We start from the raw sequence: 25,545 nt of genomic DNA, 5'->3' as shown, positions 1-25,545 counted from the left end.
CCACAAGGAAGAGGGAGAAGAACCAGGTTTCCCCATTTGTCGCGCGTCGCTTCCATCTCGCATCGTCCCCCGCCGTTTCATTTCACCCGCCGCAGCGCAGGCCGTTCGCCTTCAAGCGCGGCTTTCACATGCGCCCGTGCGCGGGCGAGCCGCGACATCACGGTGCCGATCGGCACGCCCTGAATGTCGGCGACGTCGCGGTAGCTCAGGCCTTCCAGCACCACCAGCAGCAGCACCGCGCGCTGGTCTTCCGCGAGCGTTGCGAGCGCGCGGGAAATGTCGCGGCCCTCCGCCTCGGTGCCGGAGGCGTCGGCGGTGGTGTCGTGCAGTTCCATCATCGCCGGCTGCCGCGCCAGCGAGCGGCGGCGGTTGCGGTTCAGGTTGGTCAGGATCGTGTAGAGCCAGGCGCGCAGGTCGCCGCCGAGGAACAGCTTCTCCGAACGCAGCGCCCGCACCAGGGTGTCCTGCACCAGATCGTCCGCGATGTCGGTGTCCCGCGCCAGCGCCCGCGCATAGCGCCGCAGGGCCGGAATCATGGTCTCGACGCTGTGGCGGAAATCGTTACTCATCGGGTCTGTCCGGTCCGGCGGCTCACAGCCGTTCTATCCTGAAAAACACCGAAAACGCGGGAGTATTCCGGCGGTTTCGCCCGATAAGATGAGGGTTTGCCGCGCGTCCGGGTTGAATGGCAGGGATGCCTATGTCATGAGGGGCGTCCTCTTTAGCCCCGATGTCCCGAACATCGTGTTCGGCTGGAATGAACAAAAGACATCGTCATTTGCGAGCGAAGCGAAGCAAACCATTGCGGCACAGAAAACTGGATTGCTTCGCTACGCTCCTCGCAATGACGGTTTGAGCTCAGAGTCGGTATCTCATGTCATCGCCCACCGTTTACTTCGTTCGTCACGGCCAGACCGAATGGAATGCCGCGGGCCGCTTTCAGGGCACGCAAGACATTCCGCTGAATGATCTCGGCAAGGAGCAGGCGGTCCGCTCCGGTGAACTGCTGACCGACATTCTCGCGCGCGACTCCCATGATCCCGCCAAGATCCCGTTCGTGTCGTCGCCGCTCGGCCGTGCACGCTCCACGATGGAGTTGCTGCGTGGCGTGCTCGGCGTGCCGCCGCACGGCTACGAACTCGACGACCGCCTGCGCGAGATCGGTTACGGCCACTGGGAAGGCTCGACCCTGCCGCAGATGGAGCAGTCGCATCCGGAGATTTTCGCCGAGCGTCAGGTCGACAAATGGGGCGTGCCGCCGCCGGGCGGCGAGAGCTACGCCTCGGTGACCATCCGCATGCGTGACTGGTACGACTCCCTGCTTCAGGACACGGTGGCGGTGTCGCACGGCGGCTCGATGCGGGCGCTGCTGGTGGCGCTCGATGTCGAGACCCCGGTCGGCGCGGCAGAGCTGACGGTGGAGCAGGGCGTGGTCTACGTTTTTGCCGACGGGCGGGTGACGAAACATAGTTAATGCTTCGTTAACGCGGCACTTTAAGCGCCTCAGATTTGACCCTAAGAGGCCTGCGCGTTACGACTTTACGTCAATTTTCGCGAATAGGGGCCCTTTGGCCCGTCGGGTAATTTCTGATGTCCTTCAACACGTTCGGCCACATGTTTCGCGTCACGACCTTCGGCGAAAGCCACGGGGTCGCGCTGGGCTGCGTGGTCGACGGTTGCCCGCCGCAAATCCCGCTGACGGTTGAAGAGATTCAACTGGATCTTGATCGCCGCCGCCCCGGCCAGTCGCGGTTCACCACCCAGCGGCAGGAGGCCGATCAGGTTAAGATCCTGTCCGGCGTGATGGACACCGACAAGGGCCAGGTGACCACCGGCACGCCAATCGCGCTGATGATCGAGAACACTGACCAGCGCTCGAAGGACTATTCGGAGATCAAAGACAAGTTTCGTCCGGGTCACGCCGACTTCACCTATGAAGCGAAGTACGGCCTGCGCGATTATCGCGGCGGCGGGCGCTCGTCGGCGCGCGAGACCGCGGCGCGTGTCGCGGCCGGTGCCGTCGCGCGCAAGATCATTCCAGACGTGAAGGTGCGCGGCGCGCTGGTGCAGATGGGCCCGCACAAGATCGATCGCGCGGCCTGGGACTGGGATGAGGTCGGCCGCAATCCTTTCTTCTGTCCCGACAAGGCGAAGGCCGAATTTTTCGCCGAGTATCTCGACGACATCCGCAAGAGGGGATCGTCGATCGGCGCGGTGATCGAGGTGGTCGCTGAAGGTGTACCGGCCGGATTGGGTGCCCCGATCTATGGCAAACTCGACAGCGATCTAGCGCTGGCGCTGATGAGCATCAACGCGGTGAAGGGCGTCGAGATCGGCGCAGGCTTCGGCGCCGCCGAACTGCACGGCGAGGAGAACGCAGACGAGATGCGCATGGGCAACAACGGTCCGGTGTTTCTGTCGAACCATGCCGGCGGCATTCTCGGCGGCATCTCCACCGGACAGCCGGTGGTGGCGCGTTTCGCGGTGAAGCCGACGTCATCGATCCTGACGCCACGCCGCACCATCGACAAAGCCGGCGCGGATACCGACATCATGACCAAGGGTCGTCACGATCCCTGCGTCGGCATTCGCGCGGTGCCGGTGGGCGAGGCGATGATGGCTTGTGTGATCGCCGATCATCTTTTGCGCCATCGCGGTCAGGTCGGCGGCTGACGCCTTCCCGGTTATGCAGGCGGCTTTTTCTTCGGCTTCGGCGTATCGGCCTGCTTCAGGCCTTCGGTCGCCGCGAGCATCGTCTCGTAGCCCAGCATCGTGAAGCGGATCAGAAACTGCAGTTCATCGTCGGAGTATTTCGACCACGCCTTGTGGATCGACTGCTGCAGGGATTCATAGAACTTTCCGATCTTCGCCTCGCTCCCCGGAACGACGGCGATGAAGACCTTGCGCCGATCGCTGTCGTCGCGCTCGCGGCGCACCAGACCGGCCTTCTCGAGGCGATCGACGACGCCGGTGATTGCTCCCGTGGTCAGGCCGGTCACCTCGGCCAGCCGTCCCGCGGTGACGCGGCCCTCCAGATTCAGGAAATCCATGCATTCCAGATCGGAGCTGCTGATTCCGATGCGGCTGGCGACAGTCTGGCTGAAAATCACGCCCTGGGCGGAGGACCGCCGGGCGGCGTGTTCCAGTTCCTGTATCAGGGCGGCGCGCGCCTTCGACCTTGACAAGGCAGATCCTTTATCTTAGCAAAATAATATCTCAGAGACTAAGATAATTAGTCTCCGTACCTTTTTAGCACTGTGACAATCGGCGGAGCAAGGCATGATCAGACGCTCACGCAAGGCCATCATCATCGGAGGCGGAATCGCCGGCCCGGCCACTGCGATGTTTCTGCGGTCTGCCGGCTTCGAGTCCCAGATTTTCGAGGCGCGGCCTCGCGCCGTCGGAATTGGCGGCGGCTTGCAGATCGCGCCTAACGGCATGCATGTGCTGGACGAACTCGGCCTTGCCGACGAAATGGTTCGCATCGGCTCCGTCGCGGAATCGATGCTCTTCACCAATCAGAGCGGTCGGTTTCTCGGCAGCATCAACCGGGACATGCGCGAGCGCTTTGGACAGCCGGCGGTGAACGTCGCGCGGGCGGCGTTGAGCGACGCGATCCTGGCGCAGGTGCGCTGGGCTGGAATCGAGGTCAGTTTCGGCAAGCGGCTGGTCAGGATCGAGGATCTGCCTGACCGGCCGATCGCGGCGCATTTCGAGGACGGCACCATGGCGGAAGGCGATCTGCTGATCGGCGCGGATGGCGTTCACTCCTCGGTGCGCGCACATGTGAATCCCGGTGGCCCGGTGCCGTTCGATACCGGCCTCGTGGGATTCGGCGGCTTCATTCCGAGATCGGTACTTGAGAAGGCCGGTGTCGGGCCGCATGTGATGATGACCCTCGGGCAACGTGGTTCGTTCGGTTACGGCTATTGCAGCAGTATTGAAGACAACGGCGCGATGTGGTGGGACACTCAGTCCTCGGGCGGCATGGACGCTTCGGCCTTCCGCGCGATAAGCCAGGAGCAGCTCAAGCAGCATATCCGCGCGTTTCATGCCGGATGGCACGATCCGATTCCGCAGATCATCGATCACGCGCAGGATATCATTGTCACCGATACGCTCGACATCGCAACACTGCCGCAATGGTCGCGCGGACGAGTGGTGCTGATCGGCGACGCCGCACACGCGACAACGCCGCATGCCGGGCAGGGCGCGTCAATCGCGCTTGAAGATGCGCTGCGGCTGTCACGCCTGCTGCGCCGGGGCGAGGAGTTCGGCGTCACTTTCGCAAAATTCGAGGCCGAGCGGCGGCCACGGGCGGAGCGGATCGTTGCTGCGGCACGGCGTAACGGCGGCAGCAAGGGCGACATGAGCCGCGCTGGTGCACTCATGCGTGACATCGCCATCAAACTGCTGCTGCCGGTGTTCGCGCGCGGACAGGACTGGATGTATCAGTACAACCCGCGCGTCCGCTAGCGTTGCGATCCTAGCCGTAACGATAGGATTGCTTCAGTCCGTAGGTCAGGACGAGCAGGGTGATCCACAGGCGCAGCATCGCGAAACTGAAAATGAAAACGAAGAAGATCAGATTCTTGACGAAATGGCCGTGCGGCGCGGTCTGTCCGTAAAGCCAGATCGCGTGCCGGACCGCGCCCTGAACGAATCCGAGCCCGATGCAGATAGCGCCGAGAACCGCGATCGCCGCGCCCATCCAGGCGAAGCGGCGTCCGAATTCCCTGGCCGCCGAAAGGAAATCGACCGCGCCCTTGTTCGCCTCTGCGCCGACGATCATCAGCAGCACCAGCGAAGCCACCGTGGCGCTCCAGAATTTCCCCGCGATGGTGGGTTGATCGAACGCCATCCCGTCGAGACCCAGCATCAGGTTCGGCGCCAGGGTTGTAAATCCGGTGAGGGCGAAGAGTATCGCCGCCGCGACCATCAGCAGCGTCACCTGCTTGAGAATGCCGAGTGCGAGCTTGACCTGCTCAGCCAGTGTCAGTGAGCCAAGACCCGTCTGGCCGTCCGCAAGCTCGATCGAACGCTGCGTGACCAGCACGAACGCGAGCAGCACGGCGATGCTGGCAATGATGATTGCAGGCAGGGCAAACGGTCCGCCGCCATAGGTGATGACCCGCATGGTGGCGGCCAGCACCAGCCACGGCAATGCTTCGAGAAAACGAAACGGGCCGAACGATGTATGCGGGCGGGTTATCCGTTGCTGGTGCAGCGCGAGGAGCATCCCGGCAGTTAGGCCAGATACGGATAAACAGCCGGTGGAAGCCTAAGCTAAAATTGAACCGATATGTGAGGCGGTGAGCCGCCGGATCCGCGCTGCACCCGGATGATGCCGCCGGCGCTGTTTTCATATTTCCGGCCAATCCGGAGCATGATACCTTTGAAGCGTCAGCTTTTTGAGCGGGCGCGGGCGCGCGTTTTTTGCGGGCCCGGATTTCATTGTGACGTGAATCGATATTCTGGCGGGCGCCTATGGCGACGGATGTGTCCGATGCGGTGCGTGAGTCGTTTTCGGTGACGGTGATTGACCGTGCTGAACTTGAGTCCAGCACGGTCTGGCGTTCGGCATTCGCCGATGAGCGCAAGGATTATCGCTATTACGAGATCATCGAAGACACCCTGCGCGAGGGCTTCGACTACAGGTATTTTGCCATCCGCGATGCATCCGGGCGCATCCGGGCGATACAGCCGTTCTTTCTGCTCGATCAGGACGTTCTTGAAGGCGTCGGGTCGGAGTGGCGGCTGATCTCAACCATCCGGCGCCGCTACCCGCGCTTCCTCAAGATGCGAACACTCATGGTCGGCTGTTCCGCAGGCGAGGGGCATCTCGCTGACGGTGAGGGCCTGTCCGCTGCAACGGTTGCGGACGTGCTTTCGCAGCATATCCGCAAGCTGGCGAAAACCCTCGGCGCGCAGCTCATTGTGCTCAAGGAATTTCCCGCCAGATATCGCGAGACGTTTGAATGCTTCGTGCGGCGCGGCTTTGGCCGCGCTCCGAGCATGCCGATGACAAAACTGAATATCGAGTATGAGAACTTCGATCGTTTCATCGAGAAAGCGCTCAGCGGCAAGGCGCGGAAGAATGTGCGCCGGAATCTTCAGGCATCAGCCGGCGAAGATATCCGCATGACCGTAACCGACGGTACTGAAAATCTGGCCAAAGAAATCTATCCGCTTTATCTTCAGGTCTATGAGCGATCCAAATTCCGCTTCGAGAAGCTGACGGAGGACTATTTCCGCGATCTCGGCACACGGATGAAGGACAAGGTCCGTGTCTTCACATGGCACCGCGGCAATACGCTGGTGGCCTTCAACATCTGCATGGTTCAGGGCGAACATTTCTTCTCGGAGTATGTCGGCTTCGATTATTCCGTGGCGCTCAATCTGCATCTCTATTTCTGCGTGGTTCGTGACACGATCAACTGGGCCATTGCGGGCGGCTACAAATGGTTTCGCAGCAGCGGCCTGAACTACGACCCGAAACTTCACCTGCGGCACCAGCTCGATCCGGTCGATCTGTATGTCCAGCATGTTTCGCCGGTTGCAAACCAGGTGCTGAAGCGCGTGCTGCCGTGGCTGTCGCCGGTGCGCTACGACGCGACGCTGAAGAAGTTCCCGAATTATCGGGAGATGTGGTGAGCGTGGCTGACGAGCTTGACCGGACCCGCTCGCCGTCGCAAAACCACCCTTATGCAGGCCAACAGCGTTCAGAGCGTCATCGACTGGTTGATCAACGGGGCGCGGTCGGCGACACGGGTCGATCAGTTCGTGACCCAGACCTGCGAACGGCTGGTTGAGTGCGGAATGCCGCTCTGGCGCGTCGGTGTCTTCGTCCGCACGCTTCATCCCAACATGCTCGGCCGCAACTTCGTCTGGCGCAAGGGCGAAGGTGTTGCCATGGGCGCCATGGCTCACGGCGAGCAGGAGGCGGATTATTTTCTCTCAAGTCCTCTGGCCATCGTATTCGAACAGGGGCAGGACGTGCGCAAGCGGCTGCTGGATGACGGTGCTGGCAATGTGCCGTTTTTCGCCGAGATCCGCGGCGAGGGCGCGACCGACTACATCGCACTTCCGCTTCTGATGTCCGATGGGACAATCCATGCGGTGAGCTGGATCACGCAGCATCCAGATGGCTTCACAGAGGCTCAACTCGCCGAGCTGCGCCTGATGATGCCATCCTTGACCCGCATGATCGAAGTCTGGCTGCTGCGGCGGACCGCGGCGGGATTGCTGAACAATTATGTCGGCGCACGGGCCGGCGCGCGGATTCTTGCGGGACAAATCCGCCGCGGCCATACCGAGACCATGCATGCCGCGATCTGGCTGTCGGATCTGCGCGGCTTCACGCCGCTGTCGGACCGGCTGTCGTCCGAAGCGGTGGTCGATGTTCTCAACACTTACTTCGACTGTCAGGTGCCCGCGATCCTGAACCACGGCGGTGAAGTTCTGAAGTTCATGGGCGATGGCCTGCTCGCGGTGTTTCCCATCACCGGCAAGGAGGCGGACACGGAAACGGTTTGCAAGCGCGTGCTCGAAGCGGCGCGGGAGTGCAGCGCCAGCGTGGCGGCGATGACCTACGCCTACGAGTCCGAAACGCTGCGCAATTTCCGGTTCGGTCTGGCGCTGCATATCGGCAAGGTGCTGTACGGCAATATCGGCGGCGGTGACCGGCTCGATTTCACCTGCATCGGGCCTGCGGTGAATCTCGCCGCGCGCATCGAGAAGATGACCAGCCGCCTCAACCGCACCGTGCTGGCCTCCACCGCATTCGCCAGCCATGTCGATGCGAACTGGACCGATCTCGGCCTGTTCTCGGTGGCGGGCTTTGCCGCGCCCGAGCGCGTCTACGGCCTGCCGGACGATGCCGCATTGATGAACGGCTCGCCCGCATCGTCGGTCGGCGCGGACCGCGTCCCGTCTCCGTAGAAATTTTATCGTCGCTCACGGAAATAACCTTCTCGCCCGAGCGTTATGAGTCAGGGGCACGCTCGGGTAGGAGTGAGCCATGTTCAGAAAATTCATGATCGGTGTTGCCGCCCTTGCGGCGATTGCTGCGTTCGCGCCGCTTGATGCCGTCGCGCGCGGTGGTGGTCATGGCGGCGGAGGCGGCGGCTTCCACGGCGGCGGCGGATTTGGCGGCGGCGGTGGTTTCCGCGGCGCGGCTTTCTCAGGCGGTGGTGGTTTTCGCGGAGCTGCTTTCTCAGGCGGCGGATTCAGGGGCGGCAGTTTCGCCGCCATGCATGGCGGCGGATTCGGCGGACCGCGGTTCGCCGCTGCACCGGGAGTTCCCCGGTTTGCCGCGATGCCGGGCGGAGGTGCCCGCTTCGCCAATGCCGGCTTCCGCCATGGCGGGTTTGGCCGTCATCATCGCTTCCGGCATTTCGTGCCGTTCGCGGTCGGGTTCGGCGTGCCGTACTACTACAACAACTACTATTACGACGATTATTACGCCGGTTATCCGTATGACGAGGGTTGTTACGAGCTGACGCAAGTACCGACACCGTATGGCTGGCGCTGGCGCCGGGTCTATGTCTGCGGCTGATGCCGCAAATGAAAACGGCGGCTGAGGTCAGCCGCCGTTTTGGAACGTGATGCGGACGAGCCTACGCCGCGCGGACGGTCGTCAGGAACTTCTCTACTTCGATCTTGAGGCGGCTGCTGTCACTGGACAGAACCTGCGCCGACGACAGCACCTGACCGGAGGCGGCTCCTGTTTCACCGGCGCCGCGGCTGACCTCGGTGATGCTCCCGGCGACCTCGCCGCTGCGCTGGGCGGCGTACTGCACATTGCGGGCGATCTCCTGCGTCGCCGCGCCCTGTTCCTCGACCGCGGCTGCGATGCTTGAGGAGATTTCCGAGATCAGGTTGATGGTCGAGCCGATCTCCTTGATCGTGGCAACGGACTCCCGTGTCGCAGACTGCATGCTGGCGATCTGGGCGCTGATCTCGTCGGTGGCTTTTGCGGTCTGGGCGGCGAGGGCCTTTACTTCGGAGGCGACCACCGCGAAGCCGCGGCCGGCGTCGCCGGCGCGGGCGGCCTCGATGGTGGCGTTGAGCGCCAGCAGGTTGGTCTGTTCGGCGACCGCCGTGATCAGCTTCACCACGTCGCCGATGCGGGCAGCGGCCTGCGACAGTTCGGTGATGCTGGCGTCGGTCTTCTGCGCCTGACGCACGGCGTCGGCGGCAATGCGGCTGGATTCCTGCACCTGCCGGCCGATCTCGGCGACCGACGAGGTGATTTCCTCGGTGGCGACCGCGACCGATTGCACGTTGCTGGACACTTCCTGCGAGGCGCTGGCCGCCGAGTCCGAGATCTTGCCGGTGGAGTCGGCCGTCGTGGTCAGCGTATTGGCGGCGGCTTCCAGTTCGGTCGACGACGACGACAGTGAGCCGACCAGTTCGCCGATCAGCTTTTCGAAGTCGCGGGTGATGGCATCGACACGCTGGCCGCGCTGGATTTTGGCGTCGGCGTCGCGGGCCGCGGCTTCATCGGCGGCCTTCTTGGCGATCAGGGCATCCTTGAACACCTGGAGGGTGTCGGCCATGGTGCCGATTTCGGTCTTCTCGCCCTGATGCGGCACGACGGCGGTGAGATCGCCTTCGCCGAGCGCCTTCATCGGCGTCACGATCGAAGCGATACCCGTTGTGACACCACGGACGAGATAGAAGCTGAAGGCGAGGCCGGCCACCAGTGCAAGGCCGAGGATCACGAGTCCGAGCTGGACGGCGGTGGAATAGCTGTCGTTTGCGCGCTGGCCCTCGATGGCGGCGCCCTTGCTGTTCATTTCGACCAGCTTCGTCAGCGTCTCGTCCACCTTGATGCCAATCGGGGATGCCTTCTCGAAATTCAAATCTTGCGCCATGGAGCTTTCGCCTTTGCGGGACGTCTCCAGAACCTCATTGGCGGCGGCGAGATACTCCTTCCAGACCTTGACCAGTTCGCCATAGACGGCGCGTTCCTCGGGCGAGGAGATCAGGGCCTGATATGTCTGGTTCGCCTGATCGTAGGCCTGCAGGCGGGCTGCGAGATTCTTGTCGATCTTGGCCTTGGCGTTGTCGTCGAAGGTCAGGAAATGGTCACGGAGAATGGCGCGGTAGCGTGCGGCCTGCGTCTGCATGTCTCCGAGCCAGCGAACGCTGGGAAGCCAGACGGTCTGAATCTGTTGCGCCGAGGCATTGATCGACCGCATCTGAAACATGCCGAAAAGATTCGTCGCGGCCAGAGTCAGCAGAAAGAATGATACGATTCCGATCAGTTTGGCGCGGATGGAGAGCTTGGACAGCATCGTCGTGATCCCTGGTTATCGATTTTTCTAACCGGATGCCGAAGGAGCCAGATCAGGACGAGGATCGGGCGAGAGGGCGGGTGGCAATTTCCAGTCGAACGCAGCGCCGTTCTGACGCCGCGTTCGCGGGCGGAATCATCAGGGATTCCAGTGAAATGTTAGTAAATGGGACATCCGCCGCGTCGCTCTGACGCGGCACGCGCTGAAACAAAAAGGGCGGCTGATGCTCAGCCGCCCTTTTTGCCGATGGTGATGTTGATCCGCGCTTATGCCGCGCGGACGTTGGTGAGGAATTTCTCGACTTCGATCTTGAGGCGGTTGCTGTCGGTTGACAGCATCTGCGCGGCGGAGAGGACCTGACCCGAGGCAGCCCCGGTTTCTCCGGCGCCGCGGCTGACATCAGTGATGCTGGTGGCGACTTCGCCGCTGAGTGCGGCGGCCTGCTGCACATTGCGGGCGATTTCCTGCGTCGCCGCACCCTGTTCCTCCACCGCCGCGGCGATGGTCGAGGAGATTTCCGAAATCAGCGTGATGGTCTTGCCGATTTCCTTGATGGTCGCGACCGATTCCTGGGTCGCGGTCTGCATGCCCGCGACCTGCGCGCTGATCTCGTCGGTGGCCTTGGCGGTTTGCGCGGCCAGAGCCTTTACTTCGGAGGCAACCACTGCGAAGCCGCGGCCAGCGTCGCCGGCGCGGGCGGCCTCGATGGTGGCGTTGAGCGCGAGCAGATTGGTCTGTTCGGCGACGGCCGTGATCAGCTTCACCACGTCGCCGATGCGGGCAGCGGCCTGCGACAGTTCGGTGATGCTGGTGTCGGTCTTCTGGGCCTGACGCACGGCCTCATTGGCGACGCGGCTGGATTCCTGCACCTGACGGCCGATCTCGCCGACAGATGAAGTGATCTCTTCGGTCGCGACCGCGACCGACTGCACGTTGCTGGAGACTTCCTGCGAGGCCGCGGCGGCTTCGCCCGAGGTCTTGCCGGTGACTTCCGCGGTGGAGGTCAGGGTGTTGGCGGCGGCTTCCAGTTCGGTGGAGGAGGAGGACAGCGAGCCGACCAGCTCGCCGATCAGCTTTTCGAAGTCGCGGGTGATGGCATCGACGCGCTGGCCGCGGGCGATCTTGGCGTCGGCATCGGCAGCGGCAGCTTCGTCCGCCGCCTTCTTGGCGATCAGGGCTTCCTTGAACACCTGGAGGGTGTCGGCCATGGTGCCGATTTCGGTCTTCTCGCCCTGATGCGGCACGACGGCGGTGAGGTCGCCTTCGCCGAGTGCCTTCATCGGGGTCACGATCGACGTGATGCCGCGCGACACGTCGCGCACCAGATAGAAGCCGACAACACAGCCGATCAGGACAGCCGCGCCGAGCATGATCGCCACTAGCATGAATGCAGTGTTGTAGCTGTTTGTTGCCTCCTGTCCGGCAAGATCGGCGCCCTTGTTATTGAGGTCGATGTCTTTCTTCAGGATGTTGTCGGATTTGATGCCGATGAGGTTGACGGTCATCGTGTTCAGATCATGCGCCTCGCGCGGATAGGAGCCCGCGGCCTTGCGCGACAGTGCCATGACTTCCTGGGTGCCCTTCTTGTAGCTCTCCCACGTCTCGACCCATTCGTTGTACAGCGCGCGTTCTTCCGGCGACGTAATCATCTTTTCATAAGCCTGCCGGGCCTTCATGTTGGCTTCGACAACCGTTTCCAGCGTTTTTTCCTGCGCCAGCTTTTCCTCGATCAATTCCGACAGCATGTGTTCGCGGATCACGTTGCGATAGGTGATCACACCGGCGCGCAGATCGCCCAGGACCCGCACGCTGGGCATCCAGTTGGTCTGGATGTCGACGGCATTGGCGTTGATGGCCTGCATCTGGCGGATGGCGAAGAGGCCCATGCCGGCCATCGCGACCAGCAGGATGACGAGAACGGCAGTGATCTTGGAGCGAATGGAAAGCCTGGAGAGCATGGCGGACCTTGAGTCTTTCTGACCGGTGGCTGATGGGCTGGGTAGCGACGAGGACGATGAGAAATCGGGAAGCCCGATCCGCCTTCCAGCGTTTCGGATTCGTGGTTTCCAATTTCACTATGTGAAGTGAAATGTTCGTAAAGGTATTCAGCGGCCGACTCAGAAAAGTGCATTTCATGTACGGCGTTTATGCCGATACCTGCTGCATTGGATGCATGTGTCGCTTCGCGCAGTTGCAGACAAGAAAAAACCGGCGGAGCTTTGGCGCCGCCGGTTTTAAAATGTTCGCTGGGCGAATCTCGTCAGGCGGCGCGGATCGTCGCAAGGAAGTTATGCACCTCGGTCTGAAGGTGCGTGCTTTCCTTTGAAAGCGACTGCGCCGCCGTGAAGACCTGGGCTGATGCGGCGCCGGTTTCACTGTTGCCACGGTCGACATCGGTGATATTGGCCGCGACGCGCGCGCTCAGTTCGGCCGCCTGCTGAACATTGCGGGCGATTTCCTGAGTGGCGGCGCCCTGTTCTTCAACCGCGGCGGCGATTGTCGATGAGATTTCGGAGATCAGGTTGATGGTGCTGCTGATCTCCTTGATGGTCGTGACGGAGGCGCCGGTGGCCGCCTGCATGCCGGAAATCTGGGTGGTGATCTCGTCGGTGGCCTTGGCGGTCTGAGAGGCGAGCGCCTTGACCTCGGAAGCGACCACGGCAAAGCCGCGGCCGGCTTCGCCGGCGCGGGCGGCCTCGATGGTGGCATTGAGCGCGAGCAGGTTGGTCTGTTCGGCGATGGCAGTGATCAGCTTGACCACGTCGCCGATGCGGGCGGCGGCCTGCGATAGTTCGCTGATGCAGGAATCGGTCTTCTCGGCCTGCTGGACAGCGAGCTGGGCGACCCGGCTCGATTCCAGCACCTGACGTCCGATTTCGTTGACCGAGGAGGTGATTTCCTCGGTGGCGCTGGCGGTCGACTGGATGCTTTCGGAGACCTCGCGTGAGGTGTTCGCGGCGGAGTTCGACAGCTGCCGGGTGACATCGGCGGCGTTGGTCAGGGTGCTGGCGGTGGCTTCCATTTCGGTGGAGGCCGATGACAGCGAGCCGATCAGTTCGCCGATCATGCCCTCGAAGCTGCTGGTGGCCCGGTCCAGCGTTTCGGCGCGGCGCATCTTGGCGCTGGCTTCGGCTGCGGCAACTTCGTCGGCGGTCTTCTTGGCGATCATGGCGTCCTTGAACACCTGCACGGCGTCGGCGATCTGGCCGACCTCGGTGTTTTCGCCCTGATGGGGGACGTTGGCGGCGAGATCGCCGGTGGCCAGCGCCCGCATCGGAGTCAGGACCGAACCGATGCCGCGGGCGACATCGCGCACGATCAGGACCGCGGCGCAGAGCCCGGCCAGAACCATGGCAGCCAGCGCGGCCAGAACGATGCGGAATGCGAGTTCATAGGTGTTTTCGGCATGCTGTCCGGCGGCGGCGGCGCCCTTGTCGTTCAACTCGACAAGCTTGGCCAGCACCGCATCCATGCTTCGTCCCGCCGGCGTCGCACGCTGAGCGTTGACGGCGCGCGCCTGCGCGACCTCGCGCTTGCGGGCATGGACGATGACTTCGTCGGCGGCCTCGCGGAAGATTTTCCAGGTTGCCGCCAACTCCTTATAGAGAGCGGCTTCTTCAGGGGAGGAGATCAGCGGCTCATAGGCCTTGTTCGCGGTGTCGTAATCCCTGGCCCGGGCATCGAGATTGCGCTGGATGTCGGCCATGAACTTGTCGTCCGGCTCCGTCAGATAGTCGCGCAGCACCGCCCGGTAGCGCGCCGACTGGGTGCGCAATTCACCGATCAGGCGGACGCTGGGCAGCCAGCTTGTCTTGATGTCCTGCGCCGCGGCATTGATGGCGCGCATTTCCACCACGGCGAAGGCGCCCATGGCGGAGAGGGCAATCAGCAGGAGGGCGACGAGAGCGACGAGTTTGGTGCGAATGGAGAGCCTGGAGAGCATGAAACAGTCCTTTGAGGTCTTTCTGACCCCTTTCAAGAAACGCGGGGCGAAACCAAACGCAGTGGCTTGGCCGCCGAAATGATTTCGACGCCTGAATGGGCGTGGGTGGTGTTGGCAATTTCCAGTCGGAGACCGTCATCAATGAAGGGTCAGCCGCGATCCAAATCGTAAAGAAATTCCGTGAAATGTTGGTAAATGCCTGCCGTGCAGGCAACCGGCCCGAAAAAGGGCCCGAATCTGGTTGCTGTGTACAGGAAAGGGTGCGGCTCCGGTTCCTGCTTCCCGGGCTCGGCGCGCCGTGTCACCATCCTGACGTGAACGACGGGAGGTCCGCCAATGCGCTGGTGTGTCTCGATCGGAGCGGTGCTTGTCGCGGGCGTGGTCGCCGGCGGCGATATTCCCGGGCTGGCTGCACCGGCCACCGCGCCTGCGCCGGCCGCCGCTGAGGCCAAGGTCGACGTCGAACTGGTCCTCGCGGTCGATGTCTCCTATTCCATGGACATGGACGAACTGGCGCTGCAGCGCGAAGGCTATGCGCTCGCCGTCACCTCCAAGGAGTTCTTGCAGGCGCTCAAGACCGGCCCGACCGGCAAGGTCGCGGTGACGTATTTCGAATGGGCCGCCTCAACCGACCAGAAGATCATCGTGCCGTGGCGGGTGATCGATGGCCCTGAATCGGCGGGCGCGCTGGCCGAGGAAATCCTGAAAGCGCCGCTGCGCCGCGCCTCGCGCACCTCGATCTCGGGCGCGATCAATTTCGCGATGCCGCTGTTCGAGGCCAACGAGTATCAGGGCCTGCGCCGCGTGATCGACATCTCCGGCGACGGGCCGAACAATAACGGCGAACTCGTCACGATCGCGCGCGATGCCGCGCTGGCCAAAGGCATTACCATCAACGGCCTTCCGATCATGTCGAAGGAGACCAACTACGCGACCATGGATATCGAGAATCTCGACTGGTACTACGAGGACTGCGTGATCGGCGGCGCCGGATCGTTCGTGGTGCCGATCAAGACCAAAGAGAAATTCAAGGAAGCGATCCGCACCAAGCTGATCCTCGAAGTCGCACACCGTGTGCCGGAAATGCGGGTCGTGCCGGCGGCCACGCGCGAGCCGCGGGTGTCATGCACCATCGGCGAGAAGATCTGGCAGGAGCGGTGGGGTCGGTGAGTCCTTTCTGTGTTTCGCACAGGCAATCAGCCCCACACCCCAACCCTCTCCCCGCGCGCGGGGAGAGGGAGCTAACAAATTTTTCTACCTCTCCCCGTTTTTACGGGGAGAGGTCGCGAGCAAAGCGAGCGGGTGAGGGGCTTCTGCTCTTTACCTTCTAAACCGCGCGACAAGCTCCACATGCGGCGTATGGCGGAACTGATCGACGGGCGTCACGCGGTCGATCTTGAATCCAGCGTCGATCAGAATGCGGGCGTCGCGCGCGAAAGTCGCCGGATTGCATGACACCGCGACCGCCAGCGCGATCTTGCTTGCGGCGAGTTGCTGAGATTGTGCCTGCGCGCCCTGGCGCGGCGGATCGAACACCACGCAATCGTAGTCGCGCAGTTCCTGCGGCATCAGCGGACGCCGGAACAGGTCGCGGGTCTCGGCTTTGATGGGCTTCAGACCCTGCGTGAGCTTCACTGCATTCTGCAGCGCCGTCACCGCAGCCGCGTCGCTGTCGAAGGCCGACACCTTGAATTTTTCCGCGAGGCGAAACGCGAACGGACCAAACCCGCAAAACAGATCGGCGATATGCTTGGCACCTTTGGCCCGCGCGAACGCCAGTTCCGCCAGCGTCTCTTCACCCAATGCCGTCGGCTGCATGAATGATCCCGCCGGCAGCGTCACCTGCGCCTTGCCGACCCGCACCACCGGTGGCTTGCGCATGATGACCAGTTCACCATGACGCGTCAGCCGCGCGAGATTGTGTTTTTCGGCCAGCTTCGACAGGGACATCAGCAGCGCCGTGCCGAGCGGACCGGAGCCGCGCACATCGACGTCGAGGCCGTTATCGGCTGCGGTGATCTGGATATCGAGCGGCTTGCTCACCGGCCTCAGCAGTTCGGCGATTTCGTTGGCTGCTTCGATGGCGCCGTGCATGGCCGGATCGAGGATCGGACAGTGATCGATGGCGATGATCTCATGACGGCCGGCGGCGGCGAAGCCGACACGCAGAATGTCCTGCTGGCTCTGCCGCGCATGCAGCGTCATGCGGCGGCGGCCGGTGCCATGGGCATCGATCAGTTCATCAACCTCACAATCGATACCCGCGTGAGCGAGCGTGTCGATCACGAGCTGCCGCTTCCAGTTCCGGTAAGCATCGTCCTGCCAGTGCTGGATGGCGCAGCCGCCGCAGGTCCCGAAATGCGGGCAGAATGGATCGATGCGCTGCGGGCTTGGCGTGACGACATGGGCAAGCGCGCGGCGGTCCGGGTGGCCGGACGAGGGCAACACGTCGACGGTCTCGCCGCCCAGTGCATACGGCACGTAGAGCGTCTCGCCGCCGGACACAGCAACGCCATCGCCGAAATGGCCGACATGATCGATGATGAGGCGCTCGGTCATCGTACTAGTGATCCGGTTCTGACATTCGTATTATATCTTTCGCGGGCACTTTACGAATGTCAGAACCAAAGGATCACTAGAATCATGATTTGCTAGTGTCCTTTCGTATCCGACGTTCGCTCAGAAGACGCTGCGAGTGAAGCGAACGTCGGATACGGGACACTAGCCGCGCCGCGCACCGATGAAGAATTCGGTGTTGCCGTCGCCGCCGGCGATGGACGAAGGGAACACCTTGATATCGGTGCAGCCCAGGGACTCCGCGAAGGCGGCTATGTCGTCGCACACCGCCTTGTGCACGGCCTCGTCGCGAATGATGCCCTTCTTGGAATGCTTCCGCTCAGCCTCGAACTGCGGCTTGATCAGCGCCAGGAGGTGCGTCGGAGCGGCGGCAATCGGCAGCACCGCGGGCAGCACCAGCTTCAACGAAATGAAGCTGACATCGATCACCACGATATCGGGACGGATTTCGAGCCGCTTGCCCGCGAGCGAACGGATGTCGGTTTCTTCCATCGAGACGATTTTCGGATTGCCGTGCAGGCTCGGATGCAACTGTCCGCGTCCGACATCGATGGCGTAGACGAGGCTGGCGCCATTTGCCAGCAGCACTTCCGTAAAGCCGCCGGTCGACGCGCCGACATCGATACAAACATGATCCTCGATGTCGATGGGATATTGCTCCAGCGCGCCGCTGAGTTTGACGCCGCCGCGCGATACCCAGGGATGCGCGGGCTCGGCCGAGATGTCGGCATCCGCCGGAATCGTCTCCGACGGCTTCAGCACCGGCTTGCCGTTTGCGGTCACACCACCGGCTTCAATGGCGGCCTGCGCCCGGGCGCGGCTCTCGAACAGGCCGCGCTCAACAAGCAGAAGGTCTGCGCGCTTGCGTGAGGTCATGTGCCACATCCTTTCACCTCTCCCCGTGGGGGAGAGGTCGGCGCGCGAAGCGCGGCGGCGGCGATCAGGCCAGCTTCACCGTTTCGGCCTTCATGTCCTTGCCGAGTGCCTCGAACACTTTCGCAACGATGCCCTTGGCATCGAGGCCAGCCTGTTCGTACATCTTGGCTGGGGAATCGTGATCGATGAAAGTGTCCGGCAGCACCAGCGTTCGCACGCGAAGGCCGCGATCGAGAGCGCCGTGATCGGCCAAGGCCTGCAGCACATGGGTGCCGAAGCCGCCGATGGAGCCTTCCTCGATGGTGATCAGCGCCTCGTGCTCGCGCGCGAGCCTCAGGATCATGTCGAGATCGAGCGGCTTCATGAAGCGCGCGTCGGCGACGGTGGTGGACAGGCCCAGCGTATCGAGTTCGTCGGCGGCCTTGAGACATTCGCCAAGCCGTGCGCCGAACGACAGCAGCGCGACCTTCGATCCATTTTTATCGGCCTGGCGCATGATGCGGCCTTTACCGATCGGGAGCGGCACGCCGGCTTCCGGCATCTCGACCCCGCGGCCTTCGCCGCGCGGATAACGCAGCGCGCTCGGCGCATCGTCGATCGCGACCTGCGTTGCCACCATGTGAACGAGATCGGCTTCATCCGCAGCCGCCATGATGACGAAGCCGGGGAGGCAGCCGAGATAGACGTTGTCGAACGAACCGGCGTGGGTCGGGCCGTCCTGGCCGACAAGACCGGCGCGGTCGATGGCGAAGCGTACCGGAAGACGCTGGATCGCCACGTCGTGCACGACCTGATCGTAGCCGCGCTGCAGGAAGGTCGAGTAGATCGCGCAGAACGGCTTGAAACCTTCTGTCGCGAGGCCTGCGGCGAAGGTCACGGCATGCTGTTCGGCAATGCCGACATCGAAGGTGCGGTCGGGGAACGCCTTGCCGAAGATATCGACGCCGGTACCGCCCGGCATCGCCGCCGTGATGGCGACGATCTTGTCGTCCTTGCGCGCTTCCTTGACCAGGCTTTGGCCGAACACCGACGTATAGGACGGCGCGTTGGATTTTGCCTTGGCCTGCGCTCCGGTGGCGACGTCGAACTTGGCGACGGCGTGATACTTGTCGTCGGACGCTTCGGCGGGCGCGTAGCCCTTGCCCTTCTGCGTGACAACATGAACCAGGATAGGTCCGGTCGGCGCATCGCGCACGTTGGTCAGCACCGGCAGCAGGTGGTCGAGGTTGTGGCCGTCGATCGGCCCGACATAGAAGAAGCCGAGTTCTTCGAACAGCGTGCCGCCGGTGACCATGCCGCGCGCATATTCCTCGGCGCGCAGCGCGCGGTCCTCGAAGAATTTCGGAAGTTTGTGCGCGAGATTTTTCAGCGCTTCGCGCGCCGACGCATAGGTCTTTCCGGACAGCAGCCGCGCGAGATAGGCCGACATCGCGCCGACCGGCGGAGCGATCGACATGTCGTTGTCGTTGAGAATTACGATCAGGCGCGAGTGCATCGCGCCGGCATTGTTCATCGCTTCATAGGCCATGCCGGCGGACATCGAGCCGTCGCCGATCACCGCGATGACATTGTTCTTGCCGCCGGTAAGATCGCGCGCCACCGCCATGCCGAGGCCTGCGGAAATCGAGGTCGAGGAGTGCGCCGCGCCGAACGGATCGTATTCGCTCTCGGCGCGCTTCGTGAACCCTGACAGGCCGTTGCCCATGCGCAGCGTGCGGATGCGGTCGCGGCGGCCGGTGAGAATCTTGTGCGGGTAGGCCTGATGGCCGACGTCCCAGATGATGCGGTCATCCGGTGTATTGAAGACGTAGTGAAGCGCGGTGGTCAGTTCGACCACGCCGAGGCCTGCGCCGAAATGGCCGCCTGTCACCGATACGGTGTCGATGGTCTCCAGCCGCAGCTCATCGGCGAACTGGCGCAACTGCTCGGGCTTGAGCTTGCGCAGCAGGTCCGGCGTCGGTGCGGCGTCGAGGAGGGGAGTCTTGCTCGAATTTGACACTTGAATATCCGCAATAATTTGGGGGCGCCCGGCCCGGCATGGAAAGCTGCTCAGAAAGGTCCGAAACGGTCCCGTGGCTTATACCAATTCCAAAACGATGCCAATCCGTTAGGCAGGCGTGAAAGGCCTCACTTTCGGGGCATTTGGCGCCGGGAATAGCTGTTAAGGCTCGAAACTCGAGCCTCCGCTGGTTCCCGCCTTCGCCGGGGAGAGCCAGAATAAGCTTGTGCGAAACGGCGACGTTTGTTGCGCGGATTTACTGAACGTCGAGCGGTTCGGTGCCGGCAGCCTGTCCCGACGCATCGGTGGTGATCTTGTCGACGCGCGCCTCTGCCTGGCGCAGCAGCTCTTCGCAGCGGCGCTTCAGGCTCTCGCCGCGCTCATAGATCGCGACCGATTCCTCGAGCGGGACCTTGCCGTCCTCGAGACGCTTGACGATGGACTCCAGTTCCTCGATCGCGCGTTCGAAGCTGAGCTTCTTGACGTCCGCATGGGGAGTGTCGGCCATGGTCGTTTTCCGAGTTGCGATTCGTGGATCGATGACAGCGCCGCGGAATCTAGGAACGATTTGCGGGCGCAATATGGCGGCAATGTAGCGCGATTTGCAGCGGTGAGGGAAGTGCTTCGCTTGGCGTCATCCTGAGGTGCGGAGCGCGCAAGAACGCGCACCTGAGGACGACGGGTCGCGCTAGTTGTTCATCAGCGCGGCGACGTGCACGGCCACCGAATCGCGCAAGCCCTGCAGATCGTAGCCCCCTTCGAGCACGGAGACGATCCGCCCTTCGGCCGACTTGTCGGCGATCTCCATCAGCTTGCGCGTGACCCAGGCGAAATCCTCCTCGCGCAGTTCGAGACTGCCGAGCGGATCCCGCCAGTGCGCATCGAAGCCCGCCGAAATCACGATCAGCTCGGGTGCGAACGCCTCCAGCCGCGGCAGGATCGCGAGATCAAAAGCTTCGCGGAATTCGCGGCTGCCATTGCCGGCGCGCAGCGGCGCGTTGACCACGGTGTCCTGATCCCCGCGCTCCTGTGTGCTGCCGGTGCCGGGAAACAAGGGCATCTGGTGAGTCGAGGCATACATCACACTCGGATCTGACCAGAAAATTTCCTGGCTGCCGTTGCCGTGATGCACGTCGAAATCGACCAGGCAGGCGCGCTCGATGCCGTACTTGCGCTGCGCGTAGCGCGCGGCGATGGCAGCGCTGTCGAAGAAGCAGAAGCCCATCGGCCGCGAGGTCTCGGCGTGATGTCCGGGCGGACGGGTTCCGACAAAGGCGTTGGTCCGTTTGTTCTTCATCACCGCATCGACGGCCGCGACCGCACCGCCGGTGGCGCGTAACGCCGCCTCCCATGTGCCCGGCGACATCGACGTGTCGCCGTCGAGATAGACGATGCCGTCCTTCGGCGCGATGTGGCGCAACTCGTCGATGTACTCGTTGCTGTGGCACAGCGCGATCACGTCGAGATCGGCTTCCGGCGCCTCGACACGCACCAGCGATGTGAAGGGCTCTGCCGACAGTCCCTGCTCAATCGCGCGCAGACGATCCGGCCGTTCGGGATGGCCGGGAGCGGTCTGATGATTCAGGCCGGCGGCGGTGTGGTAATAAAGTGTCGGCATGGACTGTTGTCTTTCTTCTGGCGCCGAAGCAATTCCTCGCAAGTGACCCATAATAACGCGTGATGCCCGGGTTTGTCCCGGGCATCTGCGCTTGACTTCGAGATTAGGTGAAGGCCGGAAACAGCGCTCAGGCCTTTTTCTTGCGGGAGAAAAATGCGCTGAAAGCGTTCCGTGCCTCGTCCGATTTCAGGCGCTCGCCGAAATGATGCGATTCCTCGTCCATCCTGCGCAGCACATCTTCCCGCGCCGGCTTCAGCAACTTGCGGGTAAGCGCCACGGCGTCCTTAGGCAGGGAGCCGATTTCGCGCGCGATCTTGCGCGCCTCGACTTCGGTGTGTCCGGGCGCAACGATGACATTGACGAAACCCGCTTCGCGGGCTTCCTCCGCCGTCACGGTCCGGCCCATTACCAGCATCGAGAATGCGCGCTGATGCCCCATCACGCGCGGCGCGAGCAGGCTGGAGGCCGCCTCGGGAACGAGCCCGAGGTGAATGAACGGCGTCGAGAACGTTGCGGTGGTTGAGGCGAGAACGTAGTCGCAGTGAAACAGCATGGTGGTGCCGACACCGACCGCAATGCCGTCGACCGCGCCGATCAGCGGCTTCTCGTTATAGGCGAGCGCCTTGAGAAACTGGGTCGCAGCCATCGGCCGCGAACTGTCGTCGTTCGCGGTGTTGGCCTTGGCGAAATCCTCGAGGTCATTGCCGGCTGTGAACACGCCCGAGCCGCCGGAAATCACGATGCTGCGAATGTCCGGATCGTTCTGCGCGGATTTGATCGCATCAGCCATCGCAATGTACATGCCTTGCGTCAGTGCGTTCTTCTTGTCCGGGCGGCGCATGGTGATGATGCGCGCGCTGTCTTCATCGGTGACAATTACGTGGTCGGTCATGGATGTTTTCCTGGGCGTTCCCTGAAATGGCGGATGGCGCTGCAGCATGGAGGCGGCTGGCGCTGTCGGTTGGTTCATCCTACATCATTGGCCAGAAACGGAATAATGGCCATTCGATTTCCGCCCCTCCGGTATAAAGGGACACTGCCATGCAACTCACCGGCATCCATCACCTGACAGCGATTTCCGCGAATGCCAAGGGAAACCTGGCGTTTTATACTGGTGTGCTGGGCATGCGGCTGGTCAAAAAGACCGTCAACCAGGACGATGTCAGCGCCTACCATCTGTTTTATGCGGACGGGAAGGCCAACCCGGGCACCGACCTGACCTTCTTCGACTGGCCTGCGGCGCGGGAACATCGCGGCACCCGCAGCGTGTCGCGCACCGGTCTGCGGGTCAATGGCGAGAAGGCGCTGGCCTTCTGGCAGGACCGGCTGATCAAGCTCGGCGCCCATGTCGGCAAGGTGACCGAGGTCGATGGCCGCCTGACGCTGCCGTTCGAGGACCCCGAAGGCCAGCGGTTGGTGCTGGTCGACGACGGCGGCCGGGGCGAAGCGCATCCGTGGGAGAAGAGTCCGGTGCCGGCCGAACACCAGATCCGTGGCCTCGGCCCGATCGTGCTGAACGTGCCGGATCTAACGCGGACCGAGCGCGTGCTTGTGGATGTGATGAACATGACGCGGGTGCGCGACTACGCCTCGCCCGACGGCGAGCATCGCATCAATGTTTACAGGATGGGAGAGGGCGGCCCGGCGGCGGAACTGCATGTGCTTGAACAGAAGGATTTGCCCGCCGCACGTCAGGGCGCCGGCGGTGTGCATCACGTCGCATTCCGCACCCCAGATGAAGAGCAGTATCATGCCTGGACGGCGCGGCTTGCGGAGTTCGGCGTTCATTCCAGCGGCGAGATCGATCGCTTCTATTTCCGCAGTCTTTATTTCCGTGAGCCGAACGGCATCCTGTTCGAGATCGCGACCGACGGGCCGGGCTTTGCCACCGACGAGCCGATGGAAACACTCGGGGAGAAACTGGCGCTGCCGCCGTTTCTGGAATCGCGCCGCAGGGAAATCGAAGCGGGATTGAAGCCGCTCTAATGCGCTTGGGTTTGGTCAGGACACTTGCGGCGGCAGAAGCGAACGGTTTCCGCCCAGAATTGTCCACGGATGGATCTCGTATTTGATCCAGACGCCGCCCTTGGCATAAGGATCGTTCGCCGCAAGCGCCTCGGCCGCGTTGCGGTCTTCCGCCTCATAAACGATCAATGCTCCCGCGCCGTCCTCGAACGGTCCGGCGATCACGATCTTGCCATCCGCGCGAAGCCTGTGCGCGTACTCCCGATGCGCCGGTCGCACGGATTCAACCTTCTCCGCATCCGGCACGTAGGTGATGTAATTGACGAACTTCATGCCCTGGCCCTTGCTGAGTGCGCGATCGCTCCCACAAGGAAAGGCCGCGCGGCGAGACCTTAGTGCTCTGGCCGCGCGGTTCCATAGCAAAGCTGAATAGCCTTGCTCCGGCTTTGAATAGTGCCGGCTGCGGTGTTTACGCGACCAGCACGGCGTCCGCGCCGGTGGTCGCCGTGGCAGCGTCCATGATCGTGCGTTCGAGAGCGCCAGACTGCACCGTGACGTTCTCCGCGAAGAAGCGCGCCAATGCGACGTATCGTTGTACGTCGTTCTGATGCGTCTCGTCGGTGCGCGCGGCCAGCGCTTCGTTCGCGAGCGAACAGCCGCCTAGGGTGGTCGAGAACAGCCGCAGATACGGCGTCGCGCCGGCCAATGCTTCCGCAGGCGAGGTCGCAATCTTCTCGAGCAGCCACTTGCTGCTGCGCTCAACCGAGTCAACCGCATCGCGCAGCTTGGCGCCGGTGGTGCCGAAGGCCGGATCGTTCGAGGCTTCCACCTTCGATACGATGGCTTTCAGTTCACCCAGCAATTCCCAAACGGCTTCGCCGCCGGACATCTGCAGCTTGCGCATCAACAGGTCGTTGGCCTGCACGCCGTTGGTGCCTTCATAGATGGTGAGGATGCGCGCATCACGGACGTACTGCGCCGCGCCGGTTTCTTCCATGAAGCCCATGCCGCCGTGTACCTGCACGCCGATGGCCGCCACTTCGTTGCCGATGTCGGTGGAGAAGGCCTTTGCCATCGGCGTCAGCAATGCGCCGCGTGCTGCGGCCTTCGCCTTTGCCGCCGGATCTGTGGCGCGATGCGATACGTCGATGGCGACCGCAGTCGCGTAACAGATGGTGCGCGCCGCCGCCGTCATGCCGCGCATCAGCATCAGGTTACGCTTGACGTCGGGATACATGATGATCGGATCGGAGCCGGTGTTCTGGCTGCCGAGCGCCTTGCCCTGCTTGCGCTCCTGCGCATAGGCCAGCGCGCGCTGATAGGCGCGGTCCGCGATGCCGACGCCCTGCAGGCCGACGCCAAGGCGCGCCTGATTCATCATGGTGAACATTGCGGCCATGCCGCCGTTTTCCTTGCCGACGAGGTACGCGATCGCTCCGCCCTTGTCGCCCATGGTCATGGTGCAGGTCGGCGAAGCATGAATGCCGAGCTTGTGTTCGACGCCGCTGGCGTAGATGTCGTTGCGCGCGCCGAGCGAGCCGTCGGCATTGACCAGATATTTCGGCGCCAGGAACAGCGTGATGCCCTTCGATCCGGCAGGCGAGCCGGGCAGGCGCGCCAGAATGAAATGAACGATGTTGTCGCTCATGTCGTGGTCGCCGTAGGTGATGAAGATTTTCGAGCCGAACAGGCGATAGGTCCCGTCGGGCTGCTTTTCAGCACGCGTGCGCAGTGCGCCGACGTCGGTGCCCGCCTGCGGCTCGGTGAGTTGCATGGTGCCGGGCCATTCGCCGGAGATAAGTTTGCCGAGATAAATGTCTTTCAGTTCCTTGCTGCCGTGCGCATCAAGCGCGTCGATCGCGCTGAGCGTCAGCAGCGGGCAAAGACCGAAAGCAAGATTCGATGCGCTCCAGATTTCGTTGACGGCGGAATGCACCGCCAGCGGCAGACCCTGTCCGCCGAATTCCTCCGAACCCGATACCGCATTCCATCCGCCTTCGCACCAGCGCTTGTAGGCATCGGGCCATCCCGTCGCCGTAACGACGCCCTTGTCGGTGAGCTTGATGCCCTCGCGATCACCGGTCTGATTGAGCGGCTCGAGCACGTCGGTGGCGAACTTGCCCGCCTCCTCGATCACCGCAGCGGAGAACTCCGGATCGTAGCCATTATAATGTCCCGCCTCCACGGCGGCCAAAAGGCCGGCACCGTGGTTGAGGGAAAGCAGGATGTCGTTGATCGGCGCACGGTAAGTCATGGCATGCTCTCG

The 25,545-nt window shown here is 62.8% G+C and carries 22 protein-coding genes; 8 read left to right on the top strand and 14 right to left on the bottom strand.

Translation table 11 applies throughout. The annotated features are described in order from the left end of the window. Window positions 1-77: 77 nt before the first annotated feature. Window positions 78-569 carry a sigma-70 family RNA polymerase sigma factor gene (locus AC1Q67_RS13125; protein WP_024576114.1) on the bottom strand — a complete coding sequence of 164 codons (492 nt, stop codon included), beginning with the start codon at window positions 567-569 and terminating at the stop codon, window positions 78-80. Between the two features lie 305 nt (window positions 570-874). Between AC1Q67_RS13125 and AC1Q67_RS13120 the strand changes: the two genes are divergently transcribed. Next, window positions 875-1,474, top strand: coding sequence for a histidine phosphatase family protein (locus AC1Q67_RS13120; protein WP_492235848.1), 600 nt, complete (start codon window positions 875-877; stop codon window positions 1,472-1,474). Between the two features lie 116 nt (window positions 1,475-1,590). Then, window positions 1,591-2,673 (top strand): chorismate synthase, encoded by a 1,083-nt coding sequence (aroC, locus tag AC1Q67_RS13115; RefSeq protein ID WP_492235847.1) that lies wholly within the window; start codon window positions 1,591-1,593, stop codon window positions 2,671-2,673. 11 nt (window positions 2,674-2,684) lie between these two features. Here aroC and AC1Q67_RS13110 read toward each other — a convergent pair whose 3' ends face one another. Then, window positions 2,685-3,185, bottom strand: coding sequence for a MarR family winged helix-turn-helix transcriptional regulator (locus AC1Q67_RS13110; protein ID WP_492235846.1), 501 nt, complete (start codon window positions 3,183-3,185; stop codon window positions 2,685-2,687). Window positions 3,186-3,279: 94 nt separating this feature from the next. Between AC1Q67_RS13110 and AC1Q67_RS13105 the strand changes: the two genes are divergently transcribed. After that, complete coding sequence (locus AC1Q67_RS13105; RefSeq protein ID WP_492235845.1) at window positions 3,280-4,476, top strand: FAD-dependent monooxygenase; 1,197 nt, start codon at window positions 3,280-3,282, stop codon at window positions 4,474-4,476. Window positions 4,477-4,486: 10 nt separating this feature from the next. Here AC1Q67_RS13105 and AC1Q67_RS13100 read toward each other — a convergent pair whose 3' ends face one another. Further along, window positions 4,487-5,239, bottom strand: coding sequence for a hypothetical protein (locus AC1Q67_RS13100; protein ID WP_492235844.1), 753 nt, complete (start codon window positions 5,237-5,239; stop codon window positions 4,487-4,489). Between the two features lie 248 nt (window positions 5,240-5,487). Between AC1Q67_RS13100 and AC1Q67_RS13095 the strand changes: the two genes are divergently transcribed. From AC1Q67_RS13095 to AC1Q67_RS13085, 3 genes are all read left to right on the top strand, one after another. Continuing rightward, complete coding sequence (locus AC1Q67_RS13095) at window positions 5,488-6,654, top strand: GNAT family N-acetyltransferase (protein ID WP_492235843.1); 1,167 nt, start codon at window positions 5,488-5,490, stop codon at window positions 6,652-6,654. Between the two features lie 51 nt (window positions 6,655-6,705). Further along, window positions 6,706-7,941, top strand: a complete 1,236-nt coding sequence (locus AC1Q67_RS13090) for an adenylate/guanylate cyclase domain-containing protein (protein ID WP_492236452.1) — start codon at window positions 6,706-6,708, stop codon at window positions 7,939-7,941. Between the two features lie 79 nt (window positions 7,942-8,020). Next, entirely contained in the window at window positions 8,021-8,557 is a 537-nt protein-coding gene (locus tag AC1Q67_RS13085; protein ID WP_492235842.1) for a hypothetical protein, read from the top strand. A gap of 61 nt (window positions 8,558-8,618) precedes the next feature. Here AC1Q67_RS13085 and AC1Q67_RS13080 read toward each other — a convergent pair whose 3' ends face one another. The 3 genes from AC1Q67_RS13080 to AC1Q67_RS13070 all read right to left on the bottom strand — a co-directional run bounded on the left by AC1Q67_RS13080 (window position 8,619) and on the right by AC1Q67_RS13070 (window position 14,244). Continuing rightward, window positions 8,619-10,301, bottom strand: a complete 1,683-nt coding sequence (locus AC1Q67_RS13080; RefSeq protein ID WP_492235841.1) for a methyl-accepting chemotaxis protein — start codon at window positions 10,299-10,301, stop codon at window positions 8,619-8,621. Between the two features lie 266 nt (window positions 10,302-10,567). Further along, window positions 10,568-12,259 carry a methyl-accepting chemotaxis protein gene (locus AC1Q67_RS13075; protein WP_024576124.1) on the bottom strand — a complete coding sequence of 564 codons (1,692 nt, stop codon included), beginning with the start codon at window positions 12,257-12,259 and terminating at the stop codon, window positions 10,568-10,570. 302 nt (window positions 12,260-12,561) lie between these two features. Next, complete coding sequence (locus AC1Q67_RS13070; RefSeq protein WP_492235840.1) at window positions 12,562-14,244, bottom strand: methyl-accepting chemotaxis protein; 1,683 nt, start codon at window positions 14,242-14,244, stop codon at window positions 12,562-12,564. Between the two features lie 336 nt (window positions 14,245-14,580). On the opposite strand from AC1Q67_RS13070, the gene AC1Q67_RS13065 reads away from it, so the two are divergent. Continuing rightward, complete coding sequence (locus AC1Q67_RS13065) at window positions 14,581-15,414, top strand: DUF1194 domain-containing protein (protein ID WP_492235839.1); 834 nt, start codon at window positions 14,581-14,583, stop codon at window positions 15,412-15,414. A 150-nt stretch (window positions 15,415-15,564) separates the two neighbouring features. On the opposite strand, the gene AC1Q67_RS13060 is transcribed toward AC1Q67_RS13065, so the two are convergent. From AC1Q67_RS13060 to AC1Q67_RS13035, 6 genes are all read right to left on the bottom strand, one after another. After that, entirely contained in the window at window positions 15,565-16,803 is a 1,239-nt protein-coding gene (locus AC1Q67_RS13060) for a class I SAM-dependent RNA methyltransferase (protein ID WP_492235838.1), read from the bottom strand. Window positions 16,804-16,965: 162 nt separating this feature from the next. Continuing rightward, window positions 16,966-17,697 (bottom strand): TlyA family RNA methyltransferase, encoded by a 732-nt coding sequence (locus tag AC1Q67_RS13055; protein ID WP_492235837.1) that lies wholly within the window; start codon window positions 17,695-17,697, stop codon window positions 16,966-16,968. Between the two features lie 64 nt (window positions 17,698-17,761). After that, window positions 17,762-19,696: a 1-deoxy-D-xylulose-5-phosphate synthase gene (dxs, locus tag AC1Q67_RS13050; protein ID WP_492235836.1), complete on the bottom strand. Its 1,935-nt coding sequence runs from the start codon at window positions 19,694-19,696 to the stop codon at window positions 17,762-17,764. A gap of 256 nt (window positions 19,697-19,952) precedes the next feature. Beyond that, complete coding sequence (locus tag AC1Q67_RS13045; RefSeq protein ID WP_024576130.1) at window positions 19,953-20,204, bottom strand: exodeoxyribonuclease VII small subunit; 252 nt, start codon at window positions 20,202-20,204, stop codon at window positions 19,953-19,955. 180 nt (window positions 20,205-20,384) lie between these two features. Continuing rightward, complete coding sequence (locus AC1Q67_RS13040; RefSeq protein ID WP_492235835.1) at window positions 20,385-21,314, bottom strand: histone deacetylase family protein; 930 nt, start codon at window positions 21,312-21,314, stop codon at window positions 20,385-20,387. Between the two features lie 127 nt (window positions 21,315-21,441). After that, a complete protein-coding gene (locus AC1Q67_RS13035; RefSeq protein WP_492235834.1) occupies window positions 21,442-22,206 on the bottom strand; it encodes a crotonase/enoyl-CoA hydratase family protein in 765 nt (254 codons plus the stop codon). A 149-nt stretch (window positions 22,207-22,355) separates the two neighbouring features. Between AC1Q67_RS13035 and AC1Q67_RS13030 the strand changes: the two genes are divergently transcribed. Further along, window positions 22,356-23,300 carry a ring-cleaving dioxygenase gene (locus tag AC1Q67_RS13030; RefSeq protein WP_024576133.1) on the top strand — a complete coding sequence of 315 codons (945 nt, stop codon included), beginning with the start codon at window positions 22,356-22,358 and terminating at the stop codon, window positions 23,298-23,300. Between the two features lie 15 nt (window positions 23,301-23,315). Here AC1Q67_RS13030 and AC1Q67_RS13025 read toward each other — a convergent pair whose 3' ends face one another. Both AC1Q67_RS13025 and AC1Q67_RS13020 read right to left on the bottom strand, forming a co-directional pair. Beyond that, entirely contained in the window at window positions 23,316-23,612 is a 297-nt protein-coding gene (locus AC1Q67_RS13025; protein ID WP_492235833.1) for a YciI family protein, read from the bottom strand. A 136-nt stretch (window positions 23,613-23,748) separates the two neighbouring features. Further along, window positions 23,749-25,533 carry an acyl-CoA dehydrogenase family protein gene (locus tag AC1Q67_RS13020; protein ID WP_024576135.1) on the bottom strand — a complete coding sequence of 595 codons (1,785 nt, stop codon included), beginning with the start codon at window positions 25,531-25,533 and terminating at the stop codon, window positions 23,749-23,751. Between the last annotated feature and the right edge of the window lie 12 nt (window positions 25,534-25,545).

The sequence above is a fragment of the Afipia sp. GW823-FHT06G09 genome (assembly GCF_058794875.1).
Note: the sequence above shows the minus strand (reverse complement) of the source record. Positions and strands in the feature narration are given on the sequence as shown.